General features: G+C 76.0%; 3 protein-coding genes. All 3 read right to left on the bottom strand.

Going from position 1 to position 14125, the window contains the following annotated elements; genetic code table 11:
* The coding region (locus ACFO4E_RS03925) for a type I polyketide synthase (RefSeq protein WP_378571626.1) at positions 1 to 1828 on the bottom strand (1828 nt) is incomplete at its 3' end.
* Positions 1825 to 12135 (bottom strand): type I polyketide synthase, encoded by a 10311-nt coding sequence (locus ACFO4E_RS03930; protein WP_378571627.1) that lies wholly within the window; start codon positions 12133 to 12135, stop codon positions 1825 to 1827. The genes ACFO4E_RS03930 and ACFO4E_RS03925, both read right to left, overlap by 4 nt.
* Positions 12136 to 12795: 660 nt before the next feature.
* Positions 12796 to 14055: a styrene monooxygenase/indole monooxygenase family protein gene (locus ACFO4E_RS03935; protein ID WP_378571628.1), complete on the bottom strand. Its 1260-nt coding sequence runs from the start codon at positions 14053 to 14055 to the stop codon at positions 12796 to 12798.
* Positions 14056 to 14125: the final 70 nt, after the last annotated feature.

A 14125-nucleotide genomic window follows, 5' to 3' on the forward strand; every position in this document is an offset into this window, starting at 1 on the left:
CGGTATGCGGAGCCAACGCCTCCGCACACGCCTCGATCCCCTCACGAAAGACCGGCGACGCCTCCAACAGCCCCGACGCCATCCCCGCCCACTGCGCCCCCTGCCCCGGAAACACGAACACCGGCCCGCCGCCGGCCGCTTCTCCACGGATCACCCGCGGATGCTCCACACCACCCGCCACCGCACCCAACCCCGCAACAAGACCACCCCCACCCGGCAACACCGCGGCACGATGGGCGAAGTGCGAGCGCGTGGCGCCCAGCGCGCGGGCGATGTCCCGGGGATCCGCGGCGGCGGACCCGGTCTCCACGTGCGCGGCCAGCCGCCGCGCCTGGGCGCGCAGCGCTTCCGCGCTCCGGCCCGATACCGGCCATACGACGGGAGGCGCCGCGAACGCGGGCACGGCCTCCGGACCGCCTGCGGCGGGTGCGGGTGCGGGGCCGGGCGACTGTTCGACGATGACGTGGGCGTTGGTGCCGCTCATCCCGAACGACGAGACACCGGCCCTGCGGGGGCGGCCGGTGTCGGGCCAGGGCAGGGACTCGGTGAGCAGGCCGACCGCGCCCGCCGACCAGTCCACGTGCGGCGAGGGCCGGTCCACGTGCAGGCTGCGCGGCAACCGGCCGTCGTGGAGGGCCATGACCATCTTGATGACCCCGGCCACCCCGGCGGCGGCCTGCGTGTGGCCGATGTTCGACTTCACCGACCCGAGGCGTAATGGGCGGTCGGCCGGCCGGTCCTGCCCGTAGACGGTCAAGAGCGCGCGCGCCTCGATCGGGTCGCCGAGCGTGGTGCCCGTCCCGTGCGCCTCGACCGCGTCGACGTCGCCGGGCTCCAGCCCGGCGTCGGCCAGCGCTTGGCGGATCACCTGTTCCTGGGCCGGCCCGCTCGGCGCGGTCAGCCCGTTGGAGGCACCGTCCTGGTTGACCGCCGTGCCCCGGATCACCGCCAGGATCCGGCGCCCGTTGCGCCGGGCGTCCGACAGCCGCTCCAGCACCAGTACCCCCGCGCCTTCGGCGAACCCCGTGCCGTCGGCGGCGGCCGCGAAGGGCTTGCACCGGCCGTCGGGCGCCAGGCCCCTCAACTGCGCGAACTCGGTGAACACGCCCGGGGCGGTGATGATGGTGGCCCCGCCCGCCAAAGCCAGGCCGCAATCGCCGGCCCGCAGCGACCGGCAGGCCAGGTGGATCGCCACCAGCGACGACGAGCACGCGGTGTCGAGCGCTATGGCCGGACCCTCCAGTCCCAGCGTGTAGGCGACGCGTCCGGCCGCCACACTGGACATGCTCCCGGGCAGCACCGTCCCCTTGAGGTCACCGGTCGCCTCATGCATCCGCACGCCGTACTCCTGGGCGATCACGCCGGTGAACACCCCGGTCCGGCTGCCGCGCAGCGCGCCCGGCACGATCCCCGCCCGCTCCAGCGCCTCCCACGACACCTCCAGCAGCACCCGCTGCTGGGGGTCCATCGCCAGCGCCTCACGCGGACCGATCCCGAAGAAGCCCGCGTCGAACCCGCCCGCGTCGTCCAGGAAGTGGCCCCGCCGCACATACGTGCTCCCGGGGGTCTCGGGGTCGGGGTCGATCAGCCCGTCCAGGTCCCACCCGCGGTCGCCGGGGAAGTCGCCGACGGCGTCGGACTCGTCGGCGACCAGCCGCCAGAGCCCCTCCGGGGAGTCGGCGCCGCCGGGGAAGCGGCAGGCCATCCCCACGACGGCGATCGGCTCGTGCGCGCGGTCGGCGAGCCGCCGGTTGTAGCGGCGCAGCCGCTCGGCCTCCTTCAGCGCCGCGCGCAGCGCGGCCACGAGCCGGGGGTCCTCCGCGGTCATGCGTCTCCTCCGGAGGCTCCGATGTCCGTGGCGGCCACCGCGTCGGCGGGGCGGGCCGGATCGGCCGGGTCGGCACGTGCGTGCCGACCGGTGGGCCCGGCGACCTCGTGCGCGGCGGTTCCGTCCGCGCGGTCGAGCGCCAGGTGGACGAGGTCGTCGATGGTCATCGCGTCGATCGCCCCCGTATCGGTATCGTGCGGCCGGCGCGCCCGCTCCGGCGCGTCCTCCTTGGGCCGGGCGAGTTCCAGCAGTGCGTCCAGCAGTCCGGACGCCTTCAACCGGTCGAGGGGGATGGAGTCGAGCGCCCGCCGGGCGTCGGCCAGACCGGGCCCGGCTCCGCCGGCGGGCGCCGCGGAGCCGGCGCGGGCGCTCGTCGCCCCCGCGGGTGCCGGGGCTCCGCCGGCAGCGGTGCCGCCGGGCAGCAGACCCGCGAGGAGCTCGCGGCTCACCGCCGCGGGTGTCGGGTGGTCGAACAGCAGGGTCGGGGACAGCCGCAGCCCTGTGGCCGCGCTGAGCCTGTTGCGTAACTCGACCGAGGTCAGGGAGTCGAACCCGCCCGCGGAGAACGGCCGGTCCGGATGCACGTGGTCGGGCCCGCCGTGGCCCAGTACCCGTGCCGCCTGCTCGCGCACGAGGTCCAGCAGCATCCGCTCACGCTCGGGCCCGACGAGGGCCGCCAGCCGCCCCGGGAGATCCGTCCGCGCGACATCGGCGGCGGAGACGAGGGAGCGGGCGCGCGCGCCGCCCAGGAGTCCGCTGAGCACGGCCGGGACCTGGCCGGCGGCGGCCGCGGCGTCCAGCCGGAGCGGGACCAGGTGCGGGCGCTGGAGCAGGAGTGCGGTGTCCAGCAGGGCCAGCGCGCGTTCCGTGGACAGCAGGCCGATCCCGCCGCGCGCGAGCCGGTCGCGGTCGGCCGCGGTCATGGCCCCGGTCATGCCGCTGGCCTGTGCCCACAGTCCCCAGGAGAGCGAGGTCGCGGGCAGGCCGCGGGCGTGGCGGTGATGCGCGAGGGCGTCGAGCGCCGTGTTGGCGGCGGCGTAGCCGCCCTGCCCGGCACCGCCCAGGACCCCGACGGCCGAGGAGAACAGGACGAAGGCCGCGACGTCGCGCCCCGCGGTTTCATCGTGCAGGTGCAGTGCCGCATCGAGCTTGGGGCGCAGGACGCGGTCGAGGCGGTCGGTGCTGAGGGACGCGATGGTGGCGTCGTCGAGTACTCCGGCGGCGTGCACCACAGCGGTCAGCGGGTGTTCCGGCGGGACGGTGTCGAGCAGGGACGACAGCGCCTTCGGGTCGGCGATGTCGCACGCCGCCACCTCCACGCGCGCGCCCAGGCGGCCGAGGTCGGCGCGCAGCTCCGCCGCCCCCGGCGCTTCGGCCCCGCGCCGCCCGGTCAGCAGCAGGTGCCGGATGCCGTGCTCTTCGACGAGGTGGCGGGCGACCAGCGAGCCGAGCGTGCCGGTGCCGCCGGTGACCAGGACGGTCCCGGAGGGGTCGGGCGGGCGCGGCACCGTCAGCACGACCTTGCCGGTGTGGCGCGCCTGCTGGAGATGGTGGAACGCCTCGGGCGCGCGGCGGATGTCCCATGCCGTGATCCTGGGCGGTGTCAGCGCGCCCTGCTGGAACAGGGACATCACCGAGGCCAGGGCCGAGCGGATCCGATCGGGGGAGACGCGCGGCAGGTCGACCACCCGGTACCGCAGGCCCGGGTGGGCGGCCTCGACCGCCCCGGGGTCGCGGACGTCGGTCTTGCCCATCTCCACGAACCTCCCTCCGGGGGCCATCGACCGGAGGGACGCGTCGACGAAGGGGCCGGACAGCGCGTCGAGCAGGACGTCGACCCCGCGCCCGTCCGTCGCTCCGCGGAACAGCCGCTCGAAGTCGAGGGTGCGCGACGACGCGATATGGCGGTCGTCGATCCCCATGGCGCGCAGGGTGTCCCACTTGTCGGGGTGGGCGGTGGCGTAGACCTCGGCCCCCAGGTGCCGGGCGAGCTGAACGGCCGCGGTGCCCACGCCGCCGGCGGCGGCGTGGATGAGCACCGTCTCCCCCGGGCGCAGCCCGGCCATGTCCACGAGCGCGAGGTAGGCGGTCAGGAAGACGACGGGCACCGCGGCGGCCTCGGCGAACGTCCACCCCTCGGGGACGCGCACGATCGTCCGCCAATCGGCGACGGCCACCGGCCCGAAGGAGCGGTCGAAGAGCCCCATGACGTGGTCGCCGGGGGCCAGACCGGTCACCCCGGGGCCGGTCTCGATCACCACCCCCGCGCCCTCGCTGCCCATGTCCTTCTCACCCGGGCACATGTCGAGCGCGATCAGGACATCGCGGAAGTTGAGCCCGGCGGCCCGAACGGCGATCCTGACCTCGCCGAAGGCGAGCGGGGCCCCGGCCTCCGGGGCGGGGAGCAGCCTCAGCGCGTCCAGGGTGCCGGGTGCGGCGGTGTCGAGCCGCCACGGACCGCCGCCGTGGCCGGCGGGGACGAGCTCGTCCGCCACCACCCGGGCCAGCCGGGGGACGAGCGCCGATCCGCGGCGCAGCGCGACCTGCGGTTCGCCGCCGAAGGCCGCTCGCACCAGCGTCCGCCGGGATTCGGGGGTGGCATCGGTGTCGATGAGCACATACCGCCCGGGGTGTTCGATCTGCGCGGAGCGCAGGAGCCCCCACACCGGGGACTGGGCGAGTTCCGGGACGCTGTCGCCCGGGGCCGCGGCCACGGCCCCGCTGGTGAGGACCGCCAGCCGCGATTCCCCGAACCGGGGGTCGGCGGTCCACGACCGCACCAGCTCCAGCAGCCGGCCGAGGACCACATGGGCGGCGGCAGCGGTGTCATGGCTCGGCACGAGCGCCCCGCGGCAGTCGACCACCACGAGGCCGGGCGCCGGCGCCCCGGAGTCCACGGCGGAGCGGAGAGCGGACAGGTCGGCATGGACGGGCATGCCGGCGAGCGCGCCGGACGCGGACTCGGGCGGGTGCCGCCGCCCGGCGGCCGGACCGGGGCCGGCGGCCGGCGGGAACCACGTCCGCGCCACCTCCGGCACGGCTGCGGAGACCGGTGCCGCCGCGGGCGGCCGGCCCATGCGGATGGCGGCGCAGACAGGGGTATCGGGCGGGTCGGGCAGTGCGGCGGCGATCCAGTCGACCCCGAAGAGCGCGTCGCCCGTGCGCGCGCGCACGGCGAGGCGGTCCCGTGCGACGGGCTGCGCGACCATCGCGTCCACCGACAGGACCGGGGTCCCGGCGGGATCGGTGGCCTCCACCGCCGTGCCGGCGGCACCGGCCGGCGACCAGCGCACCCTCAGGGCGGTCGCGCCCTCCGCGTGCAGGCGCACCCCGCCCCAGGCGAACGGGAGCCGCACGGTCCCGTCGCGGCCCGCGTCGGAGGCCAGGAGCAGCGGGTGCAGGGCGGCATCGAGCAGGGCGGGGTGCAGGCCGAACGCCGGCGCCGCGGCGCGCTGCCCCTCGGGCAGGGCCACCTCGGCGAAGACCTCGGTCCCGCGCCGCCACGCGGCGCGCAGCCCGCGGAAGGCCGGGCCGTACCCGTATCCCCGGTCGGCGAGGGTGTCATAGGCCGCGTCGACGTCGATCGGCTCGGCGCCGGCCGGCGGCCACTCGGCCATGGGCCGCGCCGGTGGACGCGGTCCCCCGGCCAGGGTGCCCGACGCGTGCCGGAGCCACGGCTCGTGCTCGTCGCCGTCCGGGCGGGCGTGGACGGTGAAGGCGCGCCGCCCCGCGGTGCCGGGCGGCTCCACGACGGCTTGGATCTGCAGCGCTCCCTGCTCGGGCAGGATGAGCGGCGCCTCCACCACGAGTTCGTCGAGGTAGCCGGCGCCCACGCGGTCGCCGGCGCGGGTGGCGAGTTCGACGAGCGCGGTGGCGGGCAGTGTCGCGGTGCCCGCCACCCGGTGATCGGCCAGCCAGGGGTGGGTCCGGTGGGAGAGCCGGGCGGTGAAGACGGTGCCTCCGCCGTCGGCGAGGCGCAGCACGCCGCCCAGCAGCGGATGGTCGGCCGCCGCCACTCCCAGGGATCCGGGATCGCCGGGGGCCGCCGGCCCGGAGAGCCAGTAGTGCTCGTGCTGGAAGGGGTAGACGGGCAGGTCCACGCGTTGGACACCGCATCCGGCGAACGGAACGGCCCAGTCGACGTCCGCGCCCTGCGCGAACGCTTCGGCGGCCGACGCCAGCAGCCGTGCGCGGCCTCCCTCGCCGCGGCGCAGCGACGCCACGGCGGTCCCGGGGGCCCCCGCCTCCTCCAGCAGCCCCTCGATGGCGACCGTGAGCACCGGGTGCGGGCTGACCTCGATGAACAGGTCGTGCCCCGATGCCGCCAGGCAACGGACGCCGTCGGCGAACCGCACCGGGCGGCGCAGGTTGCCGAACCAGTACCCGGCGTCCAGATCCGGGCCGTCGACCGGCGCGCCGGTGACGGTGGAGACGAAGGGGACCGACGGTCGGGTCGGGGCGATGTGCGCGAGCGGGCCGACGATGTCGTCGCGCAGGTGCTCCATGTGCGGCGTGTGCGAGGCGTAGCCGACGTCGATGGCGCGCGCCGCGACCCCTTCGGCGGCGCACTTCGCCACCAGCGCGGCGACCGTGCCCGGGGCCCCCGCGACGACGGTGGCCGCGGGGCCGTTGTAGGCGGCGATGTGCAGGCCGCCGGGCAGGTCGCGCAGGAGCCGTTCGACGGCGCCGGCCGGCAGCGGTACCGATGCCATCGCCCCGGGCCCGGCACGGTCGCGGACCGCCCTGCTGCGCAGCGCCACCACGGCGGCGGCGTCCGCCACCGACAGCGCGCCGGCGACGACCGCCGCGGCGGCCTCGCCTTGGGAGTGGCCGATCACCGCGGCCGGCTCGACGCCGAGCGCGCGCCACTCGCGGGCCAGCGCGACCATGACCGCCCACAGCAGCGGCTGGACGACGTCCACCCGCTGCGCGGACGGAGCGTCGCCGCCGCCCCGGACCACGTCCATGAGCGACCAGCCGGTGTGGGGCTCCAGCGCATCGGCGCACTCCGCCATGGCCGCGCGGAACACCGGGGACGCGCCGGCCAGCTCGGCGGCCATTCCCGTCCACTGCGCGCCCTGGCCGGGGAAGACGAACACCGGGGCGCGGCGCGCCGGCGCGCGGGCGCCCTCCGGCCGGTCCGGCCGCGATGTGACGACCCCGGCCGCCGGAACCCCGCGCGCCAGGGCGTCGAGGCCGTCGAGGAACCCGGCGCGGTCGCGCGCCACGACGACGGCACGGTGCTCCAGAGCCGACCGCGACACCGCGAGCGCGTGGCCGATGTCGGCGTTCCCGACCGCGGGGCCGCGGCGGACCGCGTCGCGCAGCCGGGCGGCCTGTTCTCGCAGCGCGGCGGCGCTGCGCGCCGAGAGCGCCCAGGGCAGCACGCGATCTCCGCCCTCGGGGGCGGCGCCTTCCGCCGGGGCGGGGGCGGGCGCCCGCGGCGCGCCCGCCCGGGCCGGACCGGCCGCGCCCGGCACCGTCCGGTCCGCTGGGGGCGCCGCGCCGGATCGATCGGCCTCCGGTGCCTCCTCGATGACGACGTGGGCGTTGGTGCCGCTGATCCCGAACGACGACACCCCCGCGCGGCGCGGCCGGTCCCCCTTCGGCCAGGGCGTCCCCTCGCGCAGCAGCTCAACGGACCCGCCCGACCAGTCGACGTGGGGCGTGGGCTCATCGATGTGCAGGGTCGCCGGGAGCAGGTCGTGGCGCAGGGCCTGGACCATCTTGATGACCCCGCCCACGCCCGCCGCCGCCTGCGCGTGCCCGATGTTGGACTTCAGCGACCCCAGCCGGAGCGGGCGGCCCGCGTCGCGTCCGCGCCCGTAGGCGGCGATCAGAGCCGTGGCCTCGATCGGGTCCCCCAGCGCCGTGCCCGTGCCGTGCGCCTCGACCGCGTCGACGTCGGCCGCCGCGAGCCCCGCGCCGGCGAGCGCCTGGCGGATCACCTTCTCCTGGGAGGGGCCGTTGGGGGCGGTGAGGCCGTTCGACGCGCCGTCCTGGTTGACGGCACTGCCGCGGAGCACCGCCAGGACCCGGCGCCCGTTGCGCCGGGCGTCCGACAACCGCTCCAGCACGAGGACGCCCGCGCCCTCCGCCCACGCCGTGCCGTCGGCTCCGGCGGCGAAGGGCTTGCACCGGCCGTCGGGGGCCAGCCCGCGCTGCCGCGAGAACTCGGTGAACATGCCGGGATGGGCCATGACGGCGACGCCGCCGGCGAGGGCGAGCGCGCACTCGCCGCCGCGCAGCGCCTGAGCGGCCAGGTGCACCGCGACCAGCGATGACGAGCACGCGGTGTCGACCGTGACCGCGGGCCCCTCCAGCCCGAGCGTGTAGGCCACCCGGCCGGACAGCACCCCGCCGGTACCCCCGGTGAGCAGGAAGCCTTCGACCTCGCCGGTCGCCTCGTGCGGGCGGGGGCCGTAGCCGTGGTTCATGGCCCCGGTGTAGACCCCGGTGCGGCTGCCGCGCAGCGACGCCGGGCCGATCCCGGCCCGCTCGACCGCCTCCCAGGAGACCTCCAGGAGCTGGCGCTGCTGGGGGTCCATCGCCAGGGCCTCGCGCGGACTGATCCCGAAGAACGCCGCGTCGAACCCGCCCGCGTCGTCGAGGAAGCCCCCGAGGCGGACACGGCTGCGCCCCGGGCGGTCGGCGCCGGATCCCACGAGGTCGTCCAGGTTCCACCCCCGGTCCTCGGGGAACGCCGTGATGGCGTCGCCGCCCTCGGCGACCAGCCGCCACAGGTCCTCGGGGGACCGCACCCCGCCGGGGTAGCGGCAGGCCATGCCGACGATCGCGATGGGCTCGCCCGTCGGCGCGTGCGCCCCGGCGGGGGTGTCGGCGGGCCCGGCTCCCATGAGGAGTTCGCAGAGGTGCCGGGCGAGCGCGGCGGGCGTGGGGTGGTCGAAGACCACCGTCGGCGGCAGGTCGACGCCGCCCGATGCGCGGAGCCGCTCCCGCAGGTCGACCGCCGACAGCGAATCGAAGCCCAGGTCCTTGAAGGTGCGCTCGGGGTCGACGGCGTCGGCGGAGCCGTGCCCGGCGATGGCGGCGGCCTCGGCCCGCACCCACTGGGTGGCCCGGCGGATCCGGCTTCCCGCGTCGAGCGCGGCGAGGCCGGCGAGCGGTTCCGGCCGCTCGCCGCCGTCGCGGGCGGGGGCGGGGGCGCGGCCGGGGACCGGCACGGCTCCGACCGGGTCGGCCGATGCGGCCGGAGCCCCCGCGGGCCGCGCCGCGACGTGATCGGTGAACCAGTAGCGCCGCCGCTGCCAGGCGTAGGTGGGGAGCCGGACGCGCCGGGCGCCGCTTCCCGCGAAGAACGCCGGCCAGTCCACGGCCGCACCGGCCGCGTGCAGCCGGCCGAGGGCCCTGACCAGCGCTTCGGGCCCGCTTCGCCTGGTGTCCTGGGTGGCCACGGCCGTGGCGGCCGCCCCCGGGGGCAGCGCCCCGCGGACCATGGCGCTCAGCACGCCGTCGGGCGAGACCTCGACGAAGGCGCGTGCCCCTGCCGCGTGCAGCGCGTTCACCCCGCGCGCGAAGCGCACGGGCGCGCGCACGTGGCGCACCCAGTGGTCGGCGGTGAGAAGCCCGGTGGAGGCGGGGCCGCCGGTCACGTTCGACACGACGGGGATGGCGGGCGGGTGGAACGCGCACCGCTCGGCGGCGGCGCGGAACTCCGGGAGCATGGGGTCCATCAGCGGGGAGTGGCAGGCGGCTCCGACCCGCAGCCGCCGGACCCGCACGCCGCGCGCGGCGAAGTGCGCGGCCACCCGGTCGACGGCGCCGGCGGCGCCGGAGACCACCGTGGCCTCGGGCCCGTTCACCGCGGCAACGCCCAGCCGGTCCGTGTCGTCCCCGATCGCGGACACGACGTCGGCTTCCGGTGCGTTGACGGCGGCCATCGCCCCGCCCGCCGGAAGTCCGTCCATGAGCCGGGCGCGCGCGCAGACCAGGGCCGCGGCGTCCGGGAGTGAGAACGCCCCGGCGACGTGCGCGGCCGTCAGCTCCCCGATGGAGTGGCCCGCCACCGCCACCGGCCGGACTCCCCACGCGCCGAGCTGACGGGCCAGGGCGACACCGAAGGCGAACAGCGCGGGCTGGGTGAACAGCGTCCGGTCGAGCGCCTCGGCGTCGCCGAACATGGTGTCGCGCAGGGAGCGGCCCAGGTGCGGGTCGAGATGGGCGCATGCCTCGTCGAGCGCCTGCGCGAACACGGGGAAGGCGGCGTACAGGTCGCGGCCCATCCCCACGCGCTGCGCCCCCTGCCCGGCGAAGAGGAAGGCCGCGGGCACCGGGGGGTCGCCGGGAGCATGCGTACCGCGGACGACGCGGGGATCGGGGACGCCCGCGTCGACGGAGTCCAGGCCGCGCACCAGGCGGTCGCGCCCGGCGCCGATCACCACCGCGCGGTGACGCAGCGCGGACCGGCCGGTGGCCAGGGAGAAGGCGATGTCGGTACTCGCGTCCGCGGGGTGGGCCGCGGCGTGCTCCCGCAGGTGTCTGGCCTGGGCCCGCAGCGCCTCGTCGGTCTCCCCGGAGACGATCCACGGCACGGGGCAGGGGCCCGGCGGCGGCTCGGGGGCGGCGGGCCCGGCCGGTGACACGCCTTCGGCACGTTCCGGCCGGGCGCCGCCGGGCGCCGCCGGGGAACGGCCGGCCTCGTCTCCCGCGGGTGCCGGTCCCCTGTGCCGCAGCTCCGCCACGCGCGCCTGCTCGGACCCGGTGGAGGGGGCGGGCGGGCGGACCGCGGGCCGCGCGCCCGATGGCCGCGTGGGGGCGGCGCTCATCTCGGCCGCACCGGACGGGCGGTCCCCGGCCGCGCCCGCGTCCTTCGCGGGGGCCGCCGCCATGGGCACGGCGCCCGGCGCGTGCGGGTGGTGCCCGGTCCGGGGGGTGGGCACCGCCGGCGCCGCGGCTCCGGGCGGAGCCGGGTCCGCCCCGCGTTCCGGCGGCGCGCCGGCGGGCCCCGGTCCCCCATGGGCGGCGTCCGGCGGTCGGCGGGCGGTCCCGGGATGTTCGGGCGGAGGAGAGGGGCGGGTGCCGGCCGAGGGCGGTTCGCCCAGGACCATATGGCAGTTGGTCCCGCCCATCCCGAAGGCGCTCACCCCGGCGAGCAGCGGGCGGTCCGGAGCGGGCCAGGCGTCCAGTGAGGTCTGCACCCGCAGGCGCAGCCGCTCCAGGTCGATGCGGGGGTGGGCCGCCGCGAAGTTGAGGCTGGGCGGCAGGGCGCGGTTCCGGATGCTCAGCGCGGCCTTGATCAGCCCCGCGATCCCCGCGGCGCCTTCCAGGTGGCCGATGTTGGTCTTGGCCGAACCCACGGCCAGGGGGTGCTGGGCCCGGCGCGACGCGCCCAGCACCGCGCCCAGGGCGGCGGCCTCGACCGGGTCGCCCACAGGTGTGCCGGTGCCGTGCAGTTCGACGTACTGGGCGTCGGCCGGATCGGCGGCGGCGTTGCGCCAGGCGCGGCGCAGGACGGCCGCCTGCGCCACCGCGCTGGGGACGGTCAGTCCGTCGGTGGCGCCGTCGTTGTTCACCGCGCTGCCGCGTATGACGCAGAGCACGTCGTCGCCGTCGGCGACGGCCGCGTCCAGCGGCTTGAGCACGACCACGCCGCCGCCTTCGCCGCGCACGTAGCCGTTGGCGCGGGCGTCGAACGTATAGCAGCGACCGTCGGGGGACAGCGCACCGAACTCGGCCATGCCGATGCCGCTCTCGGCGGCCAGGATCAGGCTCACCGCGCCGGCCAGAGCGACGCGCGACTCCCCCGTGCGCAGGCTTTCGCACGCCATGTGCACGGCGACCAGGCCGGACGCCTGGCCGGCGTCAACGGCGACGCTGGGCCCGCACACCCCCAGCACGTAGGACAGGCGGTTGGCGATCGCCCCCCGGTGCAGCCCGGTGGCCGTGTGGCGGGTGATGGCCGCCGGGCCGCGCCGGTGGATCAGCGCGGCGTAGTCGTCGGCCATGGCCCCCACGAACACGCCGGTCGCGGTGCCGCTCAGCGCCGCGGGGACCGTTCCGGAGTCCTCCAGCGCCTCCCAGCCCAGCTCCAGCATGAGGCGCTGCTGGGGGTCCATCGCCGCCGCTTCGCGGGGGGCGATGCCGAAGAACCCGGCGTCGAACGCGTCGACGCGGTCGAGGAACCCGCCCCGGCGCGGCCCGCCGGCGGCCCGGCGGAGGTCGCCGCGGTCGTCCGGGACCTCGCCGACGGCGCTGGCGCCGTCGGCCAGCAGCCGCCAGAAGGCTCCGGGGCCGGCCGCGCCCGGGAAGCGGCAGGCCATCCCGATGACGGCGATCGCCGCCTCCATCGTGGAAACGTCGTCGTCAGCCGCCGAACACGGACCGCTCGGCACCGTTCCACCCCGTTTCACCATCACTGACCGCCCAATTCGCGGCGCGGCGGCGGGTGTCCCGCTCACCGGCCGCCCACGCTGTTCGCACGGTTCACCCCCATCGAAATGTCCGACACGCCGTTTTTGGTAGCGTTTCAGGAAAATCGACGGCCATATGTGCCACTGACTTCCGCACCGTAGGTCCGTTATGCCGCGAGACCGACCCCCGCGCCGAAGAAGGGGGTGATTGATGGTTTTCTACGGCCGGAAAGACGCTGACCGGCGAAAACCGGCCGGCGTGGTGATACGGACGGCCTGGGTCGGCCACCACGTGCTGCCCGCACGGCACACCTCCGAGGTCCGGGGAGGAGCAATCGTCCGGAAGAAATGCCGGGAACCGCGCGCGCCGCCAACCGCGGGGTGCCGCATACCCTCCGCTGTCCACCTGAAAAGTCCACGGGGCAGCCTAACGTCCGCGCATAAGCACCGGCAATATGCAAGCTCCCCTTTGGGAGTGCAGATAATAGTCCCCGTGGCCTTACCTGATATCACTGGTGCCCATGGGGCACGAGTGGCGAACGACCCGGAAGCCTCAAGGGCGGCATCCGGGTCGCACGACAAAGCGTTTATTTCTGGCTAGCCCGATCGTCGATTATGGGCCGCCGTAACTTCGGCAAGATAGGCGCGCGCTCCCTCGGGATCGAACAGCCAGTCGGCATATGCGGGAGGATTGTTCCAGCCCTGGATCCACCGGTCGCCGATCTCGGGATACGTCCCGGCCGCCCCCAGGATCTCGTTCATGTGCGGCGGCTGTTCGATCTCCCAATACGACGAGATCGCCTCCGCCCACTGCTCGGCGACCTGCCCGTAGCTCCAGAAGCGATCGAACATGCTGGTCATGAACTCTTCATCGAAGGGGCGGTCGCCCCGCTGGAGGATGGACTCCAGGTAGCTCTTGGCGCACCGCGTGGAGTTGTTCCAGCCCTGCCCGGCGAAGGGGTCCGACGTGATCACCACATCGGCGATGCCGAGCACCCGTCCGCCCGACGGCAGCACCCCGACGGGCTTGCGCACCTGCGGGTTCAGCGATTCGATGAGGCGGCTGTTGCCGTCGACCAGCTCGGCCTTGTGCACGCGCTCGTAGTAGTGCGGCACATGCTTGCGCAGCAGGTCCTGCATGCGCCGCCACTGCTCCGCGGGGCCGGGCCGGTCGCGCCAGCTGTCCATGGGGCCGTCGTGCTTGCCCACGAGGAACAGGGAGTGGCACGGACCCTCCGCGGTCAGGATCGGGAAGAACCAGATCATCCCCGCGTCCTCGACCGCCCCGACCCACCCGACTGATTCCGCCTCCCCCGGATCGGGTTCCACATCGTAGATGTGCGCCTGGGCCAGCACGCGGTGCCGGGCGCTGCTGAAGCGGCTCTGGTCGGTGTCGAAGAGGGCGCCCAGCTCGCCGTGCCCCACGGCGACGACGATGAGGTCGAACATCCTGGAGAAGTAGTCGAGGTCGCTGAGGGTCACGCCGTGGATGACGACCTTGCCGCCGCAGTCCTCGAAGTACTCCAGCCAGTCCGCCATCTTCACCCGCCGGTCGACGGAGACCGCGTAGCCGTCGAACCGGCCGCCGACCTCCACCGGATCGGGCATCCCCGACGGATAGACGTGCAGTTTGCACTTCTCGATCTGGGGAGCCTGCGCGCTCCAGAAGTCCAGGTGGAGCTCGCGCTCGTACTCCAGCACGGTCGGGTAGGTGAGCTGCGTGATCGACGGCCGGCCGGTACGGATCTCGGTCGAGGTCTGACCGGTGATCACGGTGACGTCGTACCCGTGGCCGAGGAGACCGTGGGCGAGGTGGAGCCCCGATTGGCCGGCGCCGACGATGAGGATCTTACGCATCCTGAATGTACTTTCCCGGGATCGGTCTGATGAGGAGGTGTCCCTCCGGTGCGGAAGGGGTGCCGGCCGG

It is taken from the genome of Nocardiopsis mangrovi (genome assembly GCF_042653925.1).
Classification (GTDB): Bacteria; Actinomycetota; Actinomycetes; order Streptosporangiales; family Streptosporangiaceae; genus Nocardiopsis_B; species Nocardiopsis_B mangrovi.